This is a genomic window from Eubacterium limosum, from assembly GCF_000807675.2.
In the GTDB taxonomy this organism is placed as follows: domain Bacteria; phylum Bacillota; class Clostridia; order Eubacteriales; family Eubacteriaceae; genus Eubacterium; species Eubacterium limosum.
This window is the reverse complement of the sequence record NZ_CP019962.1, coordinates 1,512,082-1,532,339: the sequence shown is the minus strand read 5'-3', so window position 1 is coordinate 1,532,339 and position 20,258 is coordinate 1,512,082. Positions and strand designations below refer to the sequence as shown.

11 protein-coding genes and 1 pseudogene are annotated in these 20,258 nt (G+C 48.2%); all 12 read right to left on the bottom strand.

The window, feature by feature from the left end:
- Window positions 1-51: 51 nt before the first annotated feature.
- Window positions 52-921, bottom strand: a complete 870-nt coding sequence (locus tag B2M23_RS07085; RefSeq protein ID WP_038353658.1) for an ECF transporter S component — start codon at window positions 919-921, stop codon at window positions 52-54.
- Window positions 900-2,594 (bottom strand): ABC transporter ATP-binding protein, encoded by a 1,695-nt coding sequence (locus B2M23_RS07080; RefSeq protein ID WP_038353659.1) that lies wholly within the window; start codon window positions 2,592-2,594, stop codon window positions 900-902. The genes B2M23_RS07085 and B2M23_RS07080 overlap by 22 nt, the downstream gene beginning before the upstream one ends.
- A gap of 34 nt (window positions 2,595-2,628) precedes the next feature.
- A complete protein-coding gene (locus B2M23_RS07075; RefSeq protein ID WP_038353660.1) occupies window positions 2,629-2,964 on the bottom strand; it encodes a leucine-rich repeat protein in 336 nt (111 codons plus the stop codon).
- A 60-nt stretch (window positions 2,965-3,024) separates the two neighbouring features.
- Window positions 3,025-3,171 (bottom strand): annotated as a pseudogene (locus B2M23_RS21785) (leucine-rich repeat protein); the annotation flags it as partial.
- The gene (locus B2M23_RS07070; RefSeq protein WP_038353661.1) at window positions 3,172-3,774 is read right to left on the bottom strand and encodes a leucine-rich repeat domain-containing protein; all 603 of its coding nucleotides are present in this window, start codon (window positions 3,772-3,774) and stop codon (window positions 3,172-3,174) included.
- Window positions 3,771-4,709, bottom strand: coding sequence for an energy-coupling factor transporter transmembrane component T (locus B2M23_RS07065; RefSeq protein ID WP_038353662.1), 939 nt, complete (start codon window positions 4,707-4,709; stop codon window positions 3,771-3,773). The genes B2M23_RS07070 and B2M23_RS07065 overlap by 4 nt, the downstream gene beginning before the upstream one ends.
- A 343-nt stretch (window positions 4,710-5,052) precedes the next feature.
- Window positions 5,053-6,147 carry a DUF4430 domain-containing protein gene (locus tag B2M23_RS07060; protein ID WP_038353663.1) on the bottom strand — a complete coding sequence of 365 codons (1,095 nt, stop codon included), beginning with the start codon at window positions 6,145-6,147 and terminating at the stop codon, window positions 5,053-5,055.
- A gap of 32 nt (window positions 6,148-6,179) precedes the next feature.
- Entirely contained in the window at window positions 6,180-7,121 is a 942-nt protein-coding gene (locus B2M23_RS07055) for an ECF transporter S component (RefSeq protein WP_038353664.1), read from the bottom strand.
- Window positions 7,118-11,143, bottom strand: a complete 4,026-nt coding sequence (locus tag B2M23_RS07050; RefSeq protein WP_167617811.1) for an Ig-like domain-containing protein — start codon at window positions 11,141-11,143, stop codon at window positions 7,118-7,120. The genes B2M23_RS07055 and B2M23_RS07050 overlap by 4 nt, the downstream gene beginning before the upstream one ends.
- 86 nt (window positions 11,144-11,229) lie before the next feature.
- A complete protein-coding gene (locus tag B2M23_RS07045; RefSeq protein WP_038353666.1) occupies window positions 11,230-13,392 on the bottom strand; it encodes an FIVAR domain-containing protein in 2,163 nt (720 codons plus the stop codon).
- Window positions 13,393-13,409: 17 nt separating this feature from the next.
- Entirely contained in the window at window positions 13,410-16,523 is a 3,114-nt protein-coding gene (locus B2M23_RS07040; RefSeq protein WP_038353667.1) for a dockerin type I repeat-containing protein, read from the bottom strand.
- 123 nt (window positions 16,524-16,646) lie between these two features.
- On the bottom strand, window positions 16,647-20,222 hold the full coding sequence (locus B2M23_RS07035; protein ID WP_038353668.1) for an FIVAR domain-containing protein: 3,576 nt from the start codon (window positions 20,220-20,222) through the stop codon (window positions 16,647-16,649).
- Window positions 20,223-20,258: the final 36 nt, after the last annotated feature.

The window sequence follows — 20,258 nt, the reverse complement described above, 5'->3', positions numbered from 1 at the left end:
ATCTTTTATTAACATTCATAATGCTGATACAGGCCGACAGGCCAAAAGCGATTAATTCTTAATCAATCCATATTTCACCTTGATGCGCTCCAGCTTTTCAATCAATGGCCTGGCGCCAAAAAACAGAAAAACAACTGTCGAACAGCCATAGATCAGGTTAAAGGGCGCGCCGGAAAAGTATAAAGGCAATGCTGACCACCAGGTCACCTCACTCTGATACATGAGCACACTGGCCGTATCCATTAAAAAGCCGTAAATAAAGAAGGTGGACATAAACCCAAAGAGGCATAGCGGCCCCTTTTTCATCGTTAACCTTCCTTTTTTAAACAAAAGCCCAGCCAGAAACCCGATAATACCTGTTGCAAACATCTGCCAGGGCGTCCAAGGGCCCTGAGTGAGGAAAAAATTTGAGGCAAACATGGACACCGCCCCCACTAAAAAGCCAGACTCGGCACCAAAACATACCCCCGCCACAATAACCACAGCGATGACAGGCTTAAACTGAGGCAGCATAAAAAAAGCTGCGCGCCCCGCCACCGCAATGGCCGCTAAAAGGGCCAGTATGACCAGCTCCCTGGCCTGAGGCCTCCGCCCCTCAAAAACCATAATAAAAGGCACCATGGCATAAACCATAATCATCAGGCTGATAAAAAAATACTTTCGATCTCCAATCCGGATACCGATAAAAATCGTGAGGGGAATAAGGACAAAGATCATCAAAAGCGCTGCCCAGGTCCGCTTTGAAAGCTTTCTGCCCTCTGGCTTTTCCAGCAGGCTGCCGTCAGAAGGCCGCACCCACAGCTCACGGTCGTTCCGAATCGGCGCCGCGTTCTCTCTTTTTTTTACTTCAATTTTTTCATTTGTCTTGCTTCCATCCAGAAAGTCATCCAGAAACCGGTCTAAAGATTCATTTGGCAGCATGTGATCACATCCTTAACAGTAATGGCATTTTCAAACAGATGCCTGGACAGGCGGTTGGCAGAGGTGGTATAAAAGCTGTTTCCTGAAAAAAAGGCTCTCGGAGTGTTCGCCGTCACCACATTGCCCTCAAAAAACAACCCGCAGGTATCTGCATATTGTGCGCAGAACTCTACATCGTGCGAAACCATCACAATGGTCACGCCGTGCTCCTGGAGTCTTTTGAGAATCTCAGCCAGCTCTCGCTTAAAATGGTTGTCCAGCCCCTTTGTTGGCTCATCCATCAGAAGAATACGCGGTTTTAACAGCATAATTTTTGCCAGGGCCAGTCTTTGCTGCTCACCGCCGGAGAGATCATAGGGATGCTGCTGCATAAGATGTCCGATGTGCATCAGCTCCGCCATTCCCTCAACCGCTGTGCGTTTGTCCATGTCGCTGTCAAAGTCTGACCGTCTGCGTTCACTGGTACCGCCGATGGCCTCAAACAAATCCATTTCCACTGTTTTTTTAACAAAGAGGCTCTGCGGACTCTGGGGCAGAACCCCCAGAAAGCCGTGAAACAATTCTTTATCCGAATATTTTCGCACCTCTTTTCCCTCAAGTTTCACTGTTCCACGATATGGGCGGTTGATGCCAGAAATCAGGGACAGGGTGGTTGTTTTTCCGGTGCCATTACCGCCTACCAGGGCGTACATCTGCCCTCTCTTTATCTTTAGTGACAGGTCACGCACAACATCCGGAAGATTTCTATCATACCTGAACCACACATCCTTCAGCTCGACGACTGTCTCAGCCGCCTCAAAGTGATCTGCCTCGATGGGAATACTTTTTTTCTCCACAGGTTTTCCCTCAAACAGCTCTGAAAGCCACTGCCGTCCTTCCCGAACGGTCAACGGACAAGGCATTTCATTGTCGACTCCAGCATAAATCTGCATGGGAGCAGGCATAGATAAAAACATATCGTGACCCATGCCCCGCAGTTCTTTTCCGATTTCCCGCGGCAGCCCCTGAGCGATAACTGCGCCCTGATCCATGACGATCACCTTGTCCGCCGCTGGAAAAATATCCTCAAGCCGGTGCTCTGTCATGATAATGGTCGTGCCCAGATCCCGGTTAATTTTTTTAACAGTTTCTAAAAAATCTGAGGCTGCAATGGGGTCAAGCTGAGAGGTCGGCTCATCCAGAATCAACAGGGTGGGGTGCATGGCCATGATAGCCGCCAGGTTTAAGAGCTGCTTCTGTCCGCCGGACAGCTCGTTCACATTCCGCCTGAACCACGCCTGAATCCCAAAATAAGAAGCCATTTCCGCCACCCTCAGGCGGATGGTCGGGGTGTCATACCCCAAACTTTCAAGGCCAAAGGCCAGCTCGTGCCATACCTTATCCGTAACGATCTGATTGTCGGGGTTTTGCAGCACAAAGCCAATCTCCGAGCTCTGTGTGCGGGCATCCACCTCAGAAAGCTCCTGCTCTTTAAAAAGAATTTCTCCTGTCCGTGTACCGTGGGGGGAAAGCGCCGTTTTAAAATGCCGCAGCAGCGTACTTTTGCCGCAGCCGCTCTTGCCGCACAAAACGACAAAATCCCCGTCATTTATCTCCAAATTGATGTTGCAAAGCGCTGGTCTCTCCATCTCGGGGTAGGTGAACATCAAATCCCTTATTTCTACTTCTGCCATATCATTTTAAGCAGCCCTGCTGCTCAATCCTCCTTTATTTTTTGTACAACGCAGATGCCTCCGCTGGACAGCCGCGAAAGGCGCCTTCACCCACAACTTTCAGACTTTTGGGTAAGGACACATCGCTCAGCCTTTTACAATCGGCAAAGGCTTTTTGTCCAATACACTCCACACCCTCTCCGATGAGCACTTTTCTGATTTTTTCACGGCCACAATAGGCCCTTGCTGGTATTTCCCGGATGCCAAAAATCAGAAGGAAGGTATCCTTTGGGGAAGCCTCAAATTCGAGAACCGCTGTTTCAGGGTAATGGTACAGATAGAGCGCAAACTCATCCTGTTTTCGGCATAATTTAAATCCCCTGGCTTCCATCAGAAGCCGGGAATCCTGATTCCAACGACAAACAACCCGTGCGTTTGAAGGGAAAGCGGCCTGTCCGAATGCAGGGACCCCGCCTTGAAATATTATTTTTGTTAAACGAACACAGCCCGCAAGGGCATAGCTTCCAATCTCCAAAAGCGAGCCCGGCAAAACCAGCCGGCGCAGCTTCTCACAGTACAGGAAAGCCCCATCCCGAATCTACTCAAGTCCTTCCGGCAGGAACAGCTCTTTGAACCCTGCGCCATCAAAACAATGACTCTTCAGGCACTTCACTGCGCCCTTAAAACTCAGCTTCTCCAGTCTCTCACAGCGGTAAAAGGCGTAGATCCCGACGGTTTCAATTTTTCCGCTAAATTCTATGGCTGCCAGAGAGCGGCAGTTCCAAAACGCTCCATCCTCAATGCGCTGCACAGACCTGAGACCTGTCACCGCCCTGAGCTTAAGGCAATTTTTAAACAGTCCCCTTGAAATAACTCTGAGTCCAAAAGGAAGCCGCACATTTTCAAGTGCCCTGCAGCCACAGAAGGCTTCGTCTCCAATGGATTCAACCCCCTCCGGCAGTACGACCTCCTCAAGGCTCTCACAGCCACAAAAGGCCCGCTCATCAATATGTAAAAGCGTTTTGGGCAGGACAATTTTTGTAATATTTTTCATATCCTTAAAGGCGGATACCTCAATATCGGTAAAGCCGTTTGGAATAACGACCTCGCCGCTCAAATGATTGTTAAGCGCATAGCTTCTTCGTAAAACAGCTCTGGGCGAGCTTCGCCCAAAGCCAATCTCCACTGTCTGCCGGATCAAATAGCTTCAACTCCTTCGTAATGCTCCTCTGCCTCAGAAATCTGCCTCTTAAGCCACCACCACTTGAGCTCAGCCACACCGTCGATAATGACCGGCATCATACAAAAGATAAAATAAGACAGATAGGTAAATAAACTGCCCAGAGATAACGGCTGAAGCCCGGAAATCCTAATCTGAGGATTGTATTGCGTAAAGGAAAAGCCCCTGGAAATTCCCACAACCACGCAGGCCAAAACGGCCAGCATAATGACAGAAGCCACGGTGTCACGGCGGTCAAAACGATATATGGAAAAAGCTGTTCTGCCTTTAAGCCCATATCCGCGCGCCTTCATACTGTCCGCTGTTTCAATGGCGTTCTCAAGCGCCCAGGTAATCATGATTGACAGAATCGTCACGCCGTGCCTGGCCCGCTGAAAGATACTGCCATTGCTCAGGTCCCGCCCGATACATTTCTGTCCATTACTGATCACCTTAATTTCCGCGATAAACTTTGGCACAAAGCGCAGCACCATTGAAAGGATTAAAGACAATGCGGGAATAACCCGCCCAAATAAAAAGATAAATTTATCCGAGGTCATTACCTTGCTGTAGCAGGAGAACCAGATAAAAACAGTGATCAGGGTTACTCCCATGGCGATCCCATAGACGATACTCTCCAGCGTTACCGGATTCCCATTATAAAGATAGAATAAAATTGTGACGCCGTAATGGTTGAACATCGGGTTAATTAACATCACAATGATGATAACCGGCAGACAAATCAGCGCGGATTTCAGCGCTTTAATCCATCCCTTCAAAACCCCTGAATAGACAAAGGCAGAGAATAGCGAAACAGCCAGAAACACCGGGTGAAGTATAAACATACTAAAAACAAGCACTGCAACAAAGTAGACAAAATTAATGACCGGATGATAGCCGGAAAAAGAATCTTCCATATCAATCTCCCCTCGATTGTTATAATATAATACTGGACGGAAGCGGAGGTGGCCCGCTCCCGCTGCCTGCCATCACATCCTTTGTTCTTATTTGTGTAATAATTAAGAACGATGGTTTCTGAATGAAGCGGTGCAGGCCTGCGCCCGAATGCTGCCCGTACGATTTCACCGCTTCACCCAACATAGAAAAGATAGGGATGACAAGACACCTAAAAGAGCCGTTGTATGCGATAGCTCCTCTAAGCGCCTTTTTAAAGGCTTGCGAAGAAGCCCTTAAAAAGGCGTTCAGCCAAAAACCGGCACAGAGAGGAGTTCTGTCCCCTCCGTTACCTGTTTTATGGTTTTACCACATGCTGTTATCGCCAACGTCACGGCCAAGATCACAGGTATAAACCCAATTGATTACATCGCCGTTTTCGACAGTATACTGGCTGCACCCATAGTTCGGGAACCAGCCGTTGACGTTATACATCCAGCCGGAAAGCTCACCGCAGTCAAATTCATAGAGTTGGTTGATACCTTCCACATAAGCCGCATTATAAGCCGGTGTAAAGCTGGATTCCATATGAATGCCGTTGTCTCGGCATACCCGCCGCAGCACATCGTGGACACTTTCTCCCTCATTAAACTGAACCGTCGTCGGTTTTAAAATCCAGCCATCCGATGGCACAAAGCTTTCCTTACCGCTTTTCAGATTGCCCATATTGTTAAGAATGGTCGAACAGCTGATGGAAATGGTACAGCTGTTGCCGCCTGAGCTTCCAGAGCCCGTATTTCCGCTGTCTCCCGGTGTTGTTCCGTCAGGATTTCCAGCTGATGGTGTGGGAACCGGCGCAATGGTTTTTCCGGCCACGATATAATAATCTCCGCCGGTCTCCACGATATTGACCGTCATTTTTGTGGTTTCCGCACTGTTGTCAAAGGTCACATTGCTCATTTTTGCCGGCTGCCCGTTGTTCAGCTTGCAAAAAACAGCCGAGTCGGCATCCCATTTTTCCGGCAGCGTAATGGTAAGCTGCGGCACGGTGATGAGCCCCTTATTGCCCGTCAGGGTGATGCCCAGGCCGTAGGCGGCATCGCCGGCTGCAGATTTAACATTATTGAGTGTGCCGCCCTCAGTGGTAAAGTCCACCTTCAGGTTTTGGTCTTCTGGATTATGAATATCCTTACCGTTAAAGCTCCAGGCATACTGAATTCCATTCATGGTGCTTCCCTCAAAGGTCACTACCTTATCCTGCCCTTCGATGGAGCGGAACTGTGCTGCTGTTACAACACCGTTTTCCGGCAGCGGATTTGTATCCGCCAGCTGAACCACCTCTTCGTCAGAGCTGCCCTCTGTCAGCCCGCTGATGGGGTCCTTACACCCTGCCAGCGTGAGCACTGCCAGCAAAAGCATTGCCAATAATAAAATTCCCTTTTTCTGAATACCTCTTTTCATTTTATCTCCCTTTCTTTTATTGCTTTCGGCCTTTAATGATACAGGCCGAATTTAATCTTTACCCGCTCCAGCTTCTCAATCATCACTGGCCCAAGCAGCGCACCAAAAATGGCAGTGCCCAACCCGTGCACCGCATCGTAGGGCGCGCCGGAAATATAGAGCAGCTTCATGGAGCCCCAGTCAAGGCCCACACCAGAGCCCGAAACACTGGCAGACATGACCAGCGCAGCAATGTTCATAATACCCCCATAGATGATAAAGGTAGCCAGAAAACCAAAGACTGCCAGTGTCAGCCGGTCGACCGGAAGGCGCCTGCGTTGGAGCAGCACTCCGGCCAGCAGGCCAACAGCGCCAAAGCCGTAAAGCCACCACCCCACAAAGGGCCCCTGTGCATCCGAAATAACCCAGATGCCAAACCCCAGCGCCAGCGACACTGCAACACAGATGAGCGGCCCCATGACCACCTTAAAATCAACTTCCTTCTTTGAAAACTCCTCATCCCTGTTAAAACAGAGCCCACCGAGAAAGCCAAGAAGTCCCCAGCAAAACATCTGCCAGGGCGTCCAGGGCCCCTGGCTGGCAAACATATTGATAACCAGTCTTGCCATAGCTCCTGTCAAAAAGCCCTCTTCCGGCCCCAGGCATATCCCTGCAATGATCACCAGCGCTGTCCCCGCCTGAAATGGCTTTAGCATGAAAAAAGCTAAATTTCCGCAGGCTACAATGGCTGCCATCACGGCGATCACGACGATCTCCCGGGCATCGGGCCGGCGCCCCTCAAACCGCATGACAAAGGGAACAGCCGTGTAGAGAATGATCAGCAGACTGATAAACAGATATTTCCGGTCATCCAAAAACCGAACGCCAAACCAGATGGTCAGGGGGATCAGCAGGAGGATGATGAGTGCTGAGACAAATGTCCGTTTTCTTTTTGCCGTCTGTGCGCGGATATCCGCAGCTGTCTTATCCATCATGGCTTCTTACCCAGCTTCGGCCAGAGCGCGCATCCGGTAATATACAGCGCCGCCATGGCCGCTGCCGTACATCCCAGGATAACCGCAGCCTTTTTCAGCTGCTCCTTCCCCGATGGCGTTTTGGACACGCTTCTGCTGTATGGCAGCATAGCGCCGTCAAAATCCCAGGGTTTAAATTCCTCCTCAGCCTTGTCAGCTGTTTTTCCGGAAGCTCTGGCTGTCATACCGCCGCTGCTTTCTTTATTGCCTCTTTGCATTCCCAAACGCCCCTCAACAGGAGCCGCCTCTCTGACAGGCTCCGAAGTGCCGGTCAGCGCCATAAGGTGCCCCCGGTCATTCCGGTAATAAATCGTACCGTCCGCGTCACAATTGAGGCTCGTAGTCGTATATTCCTGCTCATCATCCGGGGCGCGGTAGATTACCTCGGCCTGCGGCGTGGTGTTTCCTGCCCAGTCCTTCACCCGGACAATGGCGCCATCATGATTATTAACCGTGATATAGAGGTAAACTGTCTGCTGGCCATCGGCTGTATAAGCCGTTGTAAGCAGCGGCGAGGCCTTGGACGGGCCGCCGATGTCTGCCTGATAGATCATACGGAGAGAATCCGCGTCCAGAACCGCCAGCTTTCCATTTTCCGTATTGCCTTGGTCGATGACTGTGGCTTTGTTATAATCCTCCTCATGGCCAGAGCCGTTCACCTTCTGGGTTGTGACATACACGCGGCCGTTGTATACCACCGGCGATGTGGTTGAAGCTGCCGGCAGATCTACAATCTTAGCCCCTGTGTAATGCCCGTCACTGGTAACGCCGAGCTTAAAGCATTTGCCGCCGCCGGTAATCCCATTGGCAGTAGCGCCGCCGCCCGCTGTAAAATAAAGGGCGCTGGTTCCCGCGTCATAAGCGATGCTTGAGCGGATAACACCGCCGGTGGCGTACCGGTCAATAAGTGCCCCTGTCGATTTATTACGGGACTGGAGCACGCCAGAGTCCCCCCCAAAGATCACCGCATCGCCAACCACCGTCGCACCGCTCCAGTAATAACCGCCATCATCATCCGAAACCCACTTCGCACGCCGGATACCATTGGTCTGGTATATTTCGCCGTTACTCGTGGTATCCACACAGAAAAAAGTTCCTTTGTCGGTCATACCGCTCCAGGTACCTGAGTAGATAAAACCGTCCGCATAGGTAACCTGGCAATTGCTCTGACCGCCAAAGCTTTCGGTCCGCCAGAGCGAATCCAGGGTATCGGCGTTAAAGGCTTCAATAGTGCCGTCTTCCTCCGGTACAAAGATCATACCATCGCCATAGGTGGCGTAAGAGAAAAATTCTATTTTTTTCGCGAGCTTTGCTTCCTTTACAATGGCGCCGGTGTTTTTATCCAGCTTGTAGAGCTTGTTGTTCTGGGTGGAGACAAAAACATAGTTGTCCACCACCAGGGGGGTGCCGGCCGTCATCTGCTTGCCCCCTGTGTTGATAGCACTGTTCACCCATTTTTCCGTTAGGTTATTTCCCGCATTTGGCAGGCTAGCGTCCACAATGGCCATGTTGCTGTTATTCTTTCTGAAGGTTGGCCAGTAGCTCTCAAAATCCACATAGCGGTTCATCTTTACCGTCACCGTACACTGATTTTTAATGCCGCACACCTCAGCGGTAATAACCGCCGTCCCTTTGACATGCCCGGTGACAATGCCCTTATCGTCCACGCTGGCCACTGACGGGTTGGAGGAGGTATAGGTCAGTCTGTTTTTATCCGTGGTATCATATGGCTTAAAGCTCATCACACTCAGCTCAAAGCTGGGGTTTGCAATGTCCAGCAAAAGCGTTTTTTCTGTATCACTCAGCATAAAGTTTTCAATGGCAATGCGGTGGTCCGATACCACAGCGAACGTGGAGAAGCTGTCAGTTGAAAAGCTAAAGCTATTGTTCTTAGCGTCGTACATCACCAGGGCATTTCCCTTTTCATCCACAAAACCGACGCGCTCGCCGTTATGCAGAAGGGTCAGCTGCTCATGCGCCCCAAAGGCCGGCGCTGTGTAATCCCCGGAGGGCATTGTAATTTTAAAGCTCTTTCCCTGGGTATCATATTCAGGTATAACATCCGCGCTTTGTGCAGCGGCAAAATCCTTCAGCCTGATTTCATACTGGCTTTCGATGGCCGGATCCAGATACTGGGCATCCCCCTCAAGAGCTGCCTGCTGCTCAGAGGTGACTTCAGCCTTCTGCGCTTCGACCTTTACGGTCCACGGCAGTGTCAGGGAACGCCCTTTAACCGTGACGCCGTTATCCGATGCGTTGACATCTTTTAAAGCGCCTGTCACCTTTTTCATTTTCTTTTCAGCCTGATCATAGATTTTCTGATCCTGGGTCAAGAAGCCATCATAATCGCCTATGGCGTTCAGTGCTTTTTCGGCCTGAACCAGATTAAAAAGACTTTGGTCGTCAGGTTTTCCACCGCTGTCAATGACTGTCTGAACCGTCTCTGCCGCAGGCTCGCACACCGCCACCACCTGGGACAACACTTTGCTGTATCCGCTGTTAATGGCGACCTGTATATTGGCATCCTGTTCTGCTGTTAAGAGCGACTGCTGTACGCTTGTCAGGTTATTGTAAGCATTCTCAACCACTTTAACCTCATCCAGAGACGGGCTGGCATTGGTGTTCAAAATCGCGGCCAGCCGGACCACTTCTTTGACAGCGGCAATATCCTCATCCGTAATATCTGGCGGGTCGACCGGATCGTCCTCTGTGACGGTAACCTGGCAGTCCGCAGTAAAACTGCCCACCTGCGCTGTGATCACGGCCACACCTTTGGCCACCGCTGTAATGCGGCCATTGGCGTCCACGGTTGCCGCCTGTTCATTATTCGAACTCCAGGTAACGGTTTTGTCATCCGTGGTGTCTGCCGGATTATAGCTGACCTTGAGTGCGGTTGTCTTTCCCTTGCCCAGGCTTATCTCCGACGGGTTCAGGCTGATGCCCTGCAGGGGCTTTTCGGCGCTTTCCTCACTTACGGTTACTTCACAGCTGGCGGTGAAATCGCCCAGGGTAGCGGTGACGACAGCCGTCCCGATACTGTCACCGTAGATTCTCCCATCCTGTTCAACATAGACACAATCCCGGTCACTGCTGGTCCATTTTATGCCTTCATCCACCCGGCAGTTTTCAGGAATATAGCCAACGCTCAATTGATCCTCGCCGCCGTAGTTGAGATTTAATTTATCCTGATTGAGCGTGATTGCCTGTAAATTTTTTGATTCTATGGCCGATTCCAAATACGCCTGTGCCTGATCAAGATCATTCTGATCGGTAATGCCAGGATCAATGGTTTCAAGAGCACCCATGGCTTGGCTGTACGCGTCTGCTATGAAAGAGATACCAAGCAACTCCTCTTTATCTGCCCGCCCGTTAAACGCCGCAATCGTTTTTGTCAGACTATCCCGGTTGGGTATGTCAAAATCATATTTCCCGGCATTGTAAGGATCACCGACATCCGCACCTGTTCCCCACATGGTAAATTGAAGGCGCATCACGTCGCCGTCCTTTAGAACATAACTGTCCATACCATAATTGGGAAAAGTACTATTGACAGCGTACATCCATCCTGAATGCTCTGTATAGGAAAACTCACCAAGATCCGGATATTTTGCATTCCCGTCATTATTATCATTGGTAATTTTATAGCCGCTCATATCCGTAATATAGTAAGGAATGTCAAGCGCTCCCGAATCCGCATTTTTCAGAGCCGTCACATAAAAGCTTTCCGAACCCTCCTTCTGCACATAGCCGCCAGTGGGCTCAAGCATCCGGTCAAGAACCTTCTTAGCGGTATCCCCTTCATAAATCGGCACTTGAACCGGCTCGACAAAATAACCCTGTCCAATGGTAAAACGCTCCACACTAAAGGTAATGGTGCCTGTCTGCGCACCGGAGGCCTTTGCCCTTCCTGAGCCGATCAGCAGTACTGCCGCTGTCAGCAACACACACATTAAGATACTCGCTTTTTTCCTTAATCCTTCCACAATCATTTCTCCTCTTTTTTATTTCAAAGATACCTGTTACTGCCCTCTTTTTAAAGAGGGCAGGGGCTGATACCCTTTAGTATAAATTAACATTCTGCTTTTCGACGTCTCCGGTAGAAAGCTATTCCACAGAGTCCCATAAGCGCCAGCATTCCCGCTGCCTGCAGGGCGCCATTGCCGATTTCTTTCTCAGTATAAGGTACGCCAGTCACCGGATTGATGGTGCCGCCGGATGTATTGCTGTTACTGCCGGCATTTCCGCTGTTTGATGTTTGATTTCCGTCCGTATTCGGTCTTTCCTCTTGTCTGTTCATTCCCACAACAGTAAACTCAGAAAAGCTCTTGGTCGTAAAGGTAATCTTTCCATCAGCGTCTGGGGTGACAGCCTGCCAGGTAAAGCTGCCGTCCGCTCCTTTATGGCCTACATAATAGGCATCATATTTAAGCTGATCAGCCTTAAGTGGAATCGTAACTGTGAAGCTGCCATCCGCATTTTCTGTTACTTCCGGTGTAATATCTGCCAGGAAAAGAATTTTTGTTTCCTTCGCGTTTGCAAATTCACTGGCATTCTTGATCGCTTCATCAACACTGGCTAAGGCTTCCTTATCCTTTGATTTATCGTCAACCCTGATGCCTTCGCCAGGCTGAAGTCCATTGACTACAACACCGGTTTTTTCATCTGCTGTGACGGTCACCAGCTTAGATGCGGCTGCATTCAAATTCGTTACCACAGTATCTACCTGCTGCTGTGTACTGTCATTCAGGTTTCCGGCAACCTTTTCGGCTGCGGCTAATGCTTCCTTCACAACGGCATAGCTGTCAGCAGTGTAATGACTCTCATCTAATTTCTTAACAGCTTCAATCGCTTTGGTTAAGTCTTCAGTTTTTGCTGCCTTTGGCACTAAACCCTTTGTTGCATTCTGCAAGCCGGTCAATACCTTGTCCGCTTCCGCTGCCGGTACCTGGCCTTCTGCCAGTCGGTCTGCCATGGCGTCCGCATTTTTGAGCGCTTCTGCTACAGCTTTCCAGCTGCTGGTGGTATAGGCTTCCTCCTTGAAGGATTCGCGCACCTGAGCAATTGCAGCATTAAAGGCATTTTCGTCTGCTGCGATCACCAGCTTGGCAATGGCGTCATTCAGGTTTTTAACTGCTGCTGAAACCTCAGCATCTGTGGCGTTTTCCTGCCCGACCAGTGCTTTTGCCGCACTCATGGCTGTCTCCACATTTGCCCTGGTTTCGTCCATATAGGTGATGTCTTCGCGCGCAAGCGCTGCTTCAGCTGCCTGGATACTGGCAGCCAGAGCTTCTTGGTCACCCTTGGCGCTCAGTCCCGCAATAGCGTCCTTAACTGCTTGAACAGCGTCTGCCACTGTTTTCTGGTTTTCCGCATTATCTGCGAGATCCGCATCCAACACACTCTGCGCGTCGGCAAGCGCTTTGGTCAGAGCCGCATAGCTGTCCAGCGTGTACAAGGCTTCATCATAGGTTTTGGCTTCAGCGACGACTGTTTTTAAGGCCGTTTTGTCAACAGCTTTAACCAGCTGTTTCATCGCGTCATCCAAAGCCTTGACCTGCGCCGCAGCTTCTTCTTTTGTATTTTCGGTTGTTATTTTTTTTGCCTCAGCGATGGCTGCTTCCAGATTTTGATAGCTTGCCGCTGTGTACAGGCTGCTGTCAACGGCTTCGGCTTCGGCTATTTTGCTGGTCAGCTCACTGATATCTGTTGGAGGGAGCTTAGAAACAAGCCCGGTTGTATCGTTAATAATTGTGGGTGTTATAACTCTTCCAGAAGGATCGTCTACATCATCCACAGCAAATTCTTTGTTATAAACAGCAAAATCCAATGTTCCTGTTACGCCGTCATTCACGGTAAAAGACGCCGAAAGCGCCGGGTTTCCCGCTACCTTTCCATCAATAAAATAGGTCAGCTGTATTTTTCCTGGAAACTGCGTATCTGCAACATCTGAACTGCCTGTTGTAAATCCGCATTTTGCGCTCCCCGCAACATAGGTTACTTTACTGCTGTCATAGCTTATTCCAAATGTTCCTGCAACAAAATCAGAATTTTCAGAAAGCTGCAAAGAAAGTTTTACCGTTTCTCCAGGGGCTACTTCTGTTTTATCTGCCTGCAATGTTAATATTTCTGTTTCTGTCGTACCAGCCGCCATTGCCACCGACGGTACCACACTGCCAAAGGCTAATGCGAGGGTAACGATAGCCGTGGTTAGCTTTTGAATCATTTTTCTCATCGATTTCTCCTTAATCTTTATTTAAACGCTGCTTTTCCATTGACAACTTTTTGAATCAGCAAAGCGTCACGGGCTGTAATCTCGCCATCAACAACAACATCCGCTGCGTTTTGCTGTGTTTCTGTCAATTTTACTTTTCCATTAACGGCACGCATTACCATTAGGGCATCACGCGCTGTTACCTCTCCGTCACCATTAACATCACCGAGAATAAAGCTCATTTCCAGCGCGTCCATAGCGTTCTTCAGGCTGGCGTAAGCCGCCAGGCATTCGGTGTCGGTGGCGTTCGGATTGGCGTATACAGCGCTGGCGCTGTCTCTGATTTCCTTGAAGGGTTTCCAGGTTTCTTCGGTATAGCCGGTTTCCTTTAGGGCGTTGGCTTTTTCCAGCTGCGTCTGGAGCAGGGCTTTCCCCTGGCCGTTGACAGCGTCCGTTAATTTCTTAACATCCTCCTGGTTCATGCTGGCCTTCTTGCCGTCGCTCAAAGCCTGGTAAGCGCTCCACACAGCGCCTACGGCTTCTTTATCATTGGTGTCCATGCTGTCAATAAGGTTTTTGACATAGGCGGTTCCCTTGACGTCACGGCAGTCGTAAATGCCGGTTTTTCCTTCTTCGGCGCGTTTTAAGGCAGTGACCCCGCGGATGACCTGTTCTGGGCCTATGCCGGATGTTAGCGTATCTTCTCCAATCCGTTTTTCATAATCAATTCGGTTTATAATATTGTCATACATTGTCTGATTACCCACAACAAATCGAGAATCAAACGCTGTGATTCCTGCCATACCCAAACATATCTGTGCTTGGGCATTTGTCCATGCATTCCTAATATCCCAATGATTGTTATCGCTAGTAAGACTTAAACAGAAACCGCCCCAAAAACTGCCGATATAGCTTTGTGATCGTTGAAATCTTGGGAGCAATTCATTCTCTATTCGTACCTTTACTGCATAGTAATCGTCTCCCGGCTTTGCATTCGGGTCATAGTATTGAAAAATTGGTTGTATATACATTGACCACATATCTGCAACATCATTTTCATCTCCATCTTGAACAACACCTGTAGCATCAGTTTTTTGAACAGCCATATCATTGATAACCTGTTTAATATCGTATCCATTATCATTTTCAAAATCATAGCAACCGTAAGCCAAAGCTCTCGTAGGTTTTGCCATATATGCCTTGTTATCATCATAAAGAGCAGCATCGGTTATAATATCTATTAAATTATAGCCTGCTACATCGCGTGGATCATATCCTATAGCTGTAATCATCATAACGTCTTTACAGGTATCGGTTGTGATAAAGCCGTTTGTTTTACCGGAATTTTGATAATTCTCATATTTTTTTAGAATTATATTTTTATAATACTCATCATAAAAATTTTCATTTACTTTTTTTGAGTCCGAACGTATCAAAGCAAATATCAAATAAGGATCATAAGATTTTTGTGCACTTATTTCTCCTTTTCCAAAAATTTTTTCATCTTCAAATAAAATTTCACAGGCTTCATCTATTTTTGCGTTTAATTCCTGTTTACGAGTTTCCGTTAACGCTGGGGTTTTATCCGAAATCGTCAAACTGCCCCATGCTGTAGCTGTTTGATATTTTACGTTTCCTTCTTGTGTATAAGCTGTTTTATCAAACAGATTAGTAGGAAGAAAATAATCAACTTCATCATTTTGATCATATGACAATGAAATGTCGTTTTTATCATTAAAACGTGCTACACCTTGTGCATGTTCACCTAAAACACCTACATATTCAGCTCCGTTTTTCACTGCTGTAAATTCAACATCCAAATGATATGGATTATCTTCGACATTTTTTACAACAATATCCTTAACATTTGTTCTTAATACTGGAAGTTCTCCCGTTACACTTATTTTGTTATAGTCAATAACCATTGGCTCCAGTTGAATTTCAAGTTCTGCAACGATCCTGGCTTTTAATTTTGTATTTTCCCTGTTGAGCGTTGGGTAGTTTTTTCCTTCTTCAATTTGCCATATCGTATCAAAATCCCAATTTTTGAAATTGCTCTTTTTCTTCATCTCGCTGGAACGAACGCCGGTTCCACCAGAATTTATATTTTCCTCCTCTAATCCCAGCGCAATCTTGTCATAATAACAATCTGTATTAGTTCTATATGAGTTGAAAGGAATCGACAACGTTTGGTTCTTTTCAACAGAAAATCCAGTAATTTTTCCCGCGTAATAACAGTTTGCGCTATTACCTGAAGACACCGTATTTAAACTGATGTTTTTAAAAGTATCGTTTTTTTCATAGCTAACCGTACTATAACAATTTTCCGCTAAAAATTTATCCCTTTCAGTACCAAAATAATTTCCTAAAGAGAAACCTGAACCAATCATCCCACATGAAATATTGGCTGTTGTTTCAAGGTTGATTTTTACATCACCATTAGTGGCACACCGTGTCATATAGGCGCCCATTACATTATTTGCGATAATTCCAATAGAGCGGTTTATCTTTCCAGTTGTATCATTTGGTAAATTTAAAGATCCAGACGCTTCTGTAATCTGCTGCTTAGTCTCAATGGTTAAATTGCCAATCTGACAATTGTTCCCCAACACATCAAACAAACCCGAAGTACTATCTGTATAATTTTTAATGGTATAACCCATGCCATTAAAAGTTCCGTCGAATATGTAAACATATTCTTGCGTATCTTTTATTGCAGTATTTCCATCACTATAGAGACGGTGAATAGGGTAAGGTATTAAACCAGAAGCATCGATATCATTGGTCATGATAACTGTGGTGTTACTGTAATCTACGTGTTTTGCCAGATCCATTCTCAAGGTATTGAGATCATCGACGTCCCGCACCAGGTAGTTTCCGGCCGCATCCTTTGTTAAGGACGGCTCACCGCCCCGGTAAATCAGGTCAATAACTTCTGGATCATAAGGGCCGTCGGGCCTTTCGTCCGTGGCCTCCGGCACTGCCATTTGGGCCTCCTGTAGGGTACTGGCCGCATAAGTGTCTCCAATACGCTCCAGCTGGTGAAGCCCTTCGGGCATTTCCTCGGCCAAAGCAGACAGCGGCACGCTTCCTGCCAGCAGCAGAAGCACCAGAAAAAGCCCCAGCGCACGCTTCCATTTGTTTAGTTTCATATTTTTTATCCTTATTTTATATATTTTTACTGCATACTATTTCTATTTACGCCTAAGGCTCTCCCTTTTGGGGAGAGCCTGCTGTGACCTGATAGAAAAACCCGTGCTTTCTAAAAGTCGAGGTTATTTAGTTGTCCTTCTGCGGTAAACCAGGAAGGCTGCAAGCCCGGCTGCCGCCAGCAGCGCGGCCGCTGTGAGAACAGCGCTCGGGCTTTCAGCTGTGATGCCTGTGCTCACGCCTGCGCCTGTACTGCTGCCCTTGGCTGTGCCGCTGCCATTCTGGCTGCTGTTTTGGCCTGCGCTGTTACCATTTGAGCCGCTGTTTCCATCCGGGTTGTCGGCGCTGGCGTTTTTAAAGCCAACGACGCCAAAATCGGAAAAGCTGCCCGCTGTAAAGGTGAGGGTATGGCCTTCGGCGTCATACACCGCGTCGAGGTACTCGATGCTGCCGTCTTCCTTTTCGTGGTAGACCTTGTAGCTGTCATAGCCCCAGGCAGCTTCCGGCAGTGCGATGGTGATTTTCACGCTCTCGCCCTTACCCAGCTGGTAATCCCCCAGATTGATGTCGAAAAGCGCCAGCAGCTCAGCATCCTTGTAATCTTTATGGATTTTCTTCTGCGCTGCTTCGGTTTTCTGTTCATCCTGTTTTGTGATGCTCAGCTCTGCGTTATCTGGAATTTCAGCGTTGACCTGATAGCCCTCCGCTTCGGCCTTTGCGATTTTGATCAGGCCCGCCAAGGCTTTATTCAGGTTTTCCAGGGCCTTGTCCACTTCCTGCTGGACGGCGTCGCCGTTATCCAGCGCTGCTCTGGCGTCTGACAGGGCTGTCTGGAGGGACTCGTAGGAGACCTGGGTATACTTATCGCTGTCCTTTGCCTCTGCTAGGGCACAGGCTTCTGCCAGGGCTGCTTTGTCGGCTGCCTCGACCAGCGCGTCCATGGCGGCCACCAGCTTTTCGGTCTGGGTGTTGACAGCTGCCTGATCTGCGTTGCCGCGGTCCAGGGCATTGGCCTCTGTCAGGGCTGCCTGCAGGGCTGCCCAGGTGCTGGCGGTGTAATCCTCAGCTTTCAGGGCTTCGGCCGACTTAATGGCTTGATCCAGGGCTTTGGGATCACCCTTTTTCACCAGCTGTTCCATGGCGTCTGCCAGCTTCTGTACCGCGGCGTCCACATCGGCCTGCGGGGTATTTTCCGGATCCTGTTTTATGGCTTTAGCTTCTGCCAGAGCAGCTGCCACATCGGCCGTTTTCCAGGAATCCCTGGTATAATCGGCTTCCTTTAAAACTTCGGCCGCCTGGATGGCTTCATTCAGGCCTGCAAAGCTTGTCTTTTCAATGAGCTTGCTCTGGGCCAGCTCTAAACCATCCCTGGCCGCGTCCACTGCCGCCTGGGTGGCATTGTTCTGATCCACTGCCTTAGCGTTTGCCAGGGCCTCAGCAAAGGCTGACCAGCTCGCGCTGGTGTAGTCTGCTTCCTTTAGCTTATCCGCCTCGGCAATGGCGCTGTTCAGCGCAGTGCTGTCAGCTTTTTTGACCAGCGCTGCCTGGGCGCCGGTCAATGCTTTTGCCGCATCGGCAACTGCCTGGGTGGTCGTATTGGTTTCCTCAATACCTTTTGCAGTATCCAAAGCTGTTTTAAAGGCCGTCCAGCTATTGGTTGTGCAGGCTTCCTCCTGAGCTTCCAGAGCCGCGGCGTTCTTTAACGCGGTCTGCAGGGCTTCCCAGTCCGTCTTTAACACCAGTTTGGCGGTAGCGGTTTCAAGGGCTGTGGTGGCCCCATCGACCTTTTCCTGATCATCGACCGGTGTGTTTTTCTGGTCGAACTGGTTGGCTGCATCCAGCGCTTTTTTCTGAGCTTCCCAGGTGGCAGCCGTGTAGTCCTCTTCATCCTGCATTCCGGCATCTACGATGGCTGCTCTCATGGCGGTAAAATCCGCGTTTTTGACCAGCCAGGTGTAAGCCTCCGCCAGATTGTCCGCCGCATCGTCAAGCTTTCTTTGTTCTTCTTTTGGTGTGTCTTTAGGTTTTAATGAACTATAAACCTTATAAACAGGCTCGTATTTTTCCCAGCTGTCGCTTGTATAGATATAGTCCCGGTTTGTTATACTAAGCGCTTTATCCTTGACCGAATAATATTTTGTGGTATCTGCGTTTTCAGTCAAGTGTTTTATAGCTTCCTGCAAGCTGTCTGCCACTGTTTTTATTTTTTCAGCGTCAGATTTGTCTCTATCCAACGCCTTGGCAATGCTAAAGGCATTATCAAAGCTTGTCTGGCTGCTTGTTGTATAGACAATGTCTTGTGGTACTTCATTAGCCGCCTGCAGAGCTGCGTCCAAATTTTCCACCGCTTCTGCCCATGGACCCTGAGCGATCAGGTTATTGGTTGCATTTTTTAAAAGAGAGGTCTTCGTTAAAACAAAATCCTTCAGTAGTAAATCTGCTGTGGACAGATTACTGATTGCATCCTCCACTGTTTTTATCGCATTCTGTAGTGTTTGATAACTGCTGTCAGTGTAACGTTTATCGTCGTTTGTAATAGCTTTAGCTTCTTTTAAAACGCTCTCCAGCTCGCTGATATCCGGGGTACTCTCAGCACCGAAAGTTTTAAGTACCGGATATTTACCATCCGTTATTGCCCAAACCTTTGTATCCCAACTTTCATCATAGGTAGAGGCTTTTTTCAGTTCCTCTGAGGTTTTCCCATTGTCATAATAACTAAGATCATCGCTCCAAGAATCAGCATTAGTTGCATCTTTATTAAAAAACGCCTGTGGAGATAATTTATTATATTTAGGCGCAGTGCACATACCATAGGCTAGAATGTTGCTGCTGCCTTCTCCAGAAATATTTACTGAAGATAGAGATATGCAATGATCCATCGCAGCACTTCTGGCAACGCCATATATCGCAACTGGTGCTTGAGAATGATTGACAACAGCAATGTCCACGTCAATTAAACAATTTTTAATTGGTACCTTTGAATTGGGATTTGTTCCTGGTCCGGTATAGAACATTCCACCAACATTAACATCTATAGTTCTATCCGAGGGTATTTCGATATTTATGTTACCCGTTACAACGCAATTACTAATCTCACAGTTCGCAAGATCCATCGCTCCACCTATAAGGTTATTCGCAAACAAACCATAATTATAGGTTGAATTTTCCGTCAATTTTTCTGAACCAATATTAATATTTCCATCTACATGCAAATTTGTAATAATTGTTTTGACCTTTTCTTTTGTGCCATCACTATTGTAGTTATATCCAACTGCTAAACTTTCTCCAAACAATCCATAGGTGTTTCCGGTAAACCCAGTAATTGTATGACCACCACCATCAAAGCTGACATCCCATGAACTGCTGGGTGTCATTGTCTCTGCAAAATCAATGTCTGAAAGATCAATGTCTGCCATCAGCTTGGCGCTACGTGCTTTTCCTCCGGCCACACCTTTAGATTGGTCATCTCGGATTTCGCCACTTGCCACATAGTTTCGCAGGGCAATAAAGTCTTCCGCTGTGCTTATAAGTATTGTTTCTTTATCTTTAGTCTCATCAAATGTATTGGATGCCGTTATCGCCTCTTGATTGTCATTACCCGCAGCAAGGGCCGAGTTTGAAAAAGCACCCGCTAAGCCGACCATTACCACCAGCAAAAGAACTAAGCATCTTTGTAAATAGTGTTTCGTTTGCTGAATCATCTCTTTCCTCCGTCCTACTGGCTTTAAAAAAGCAAA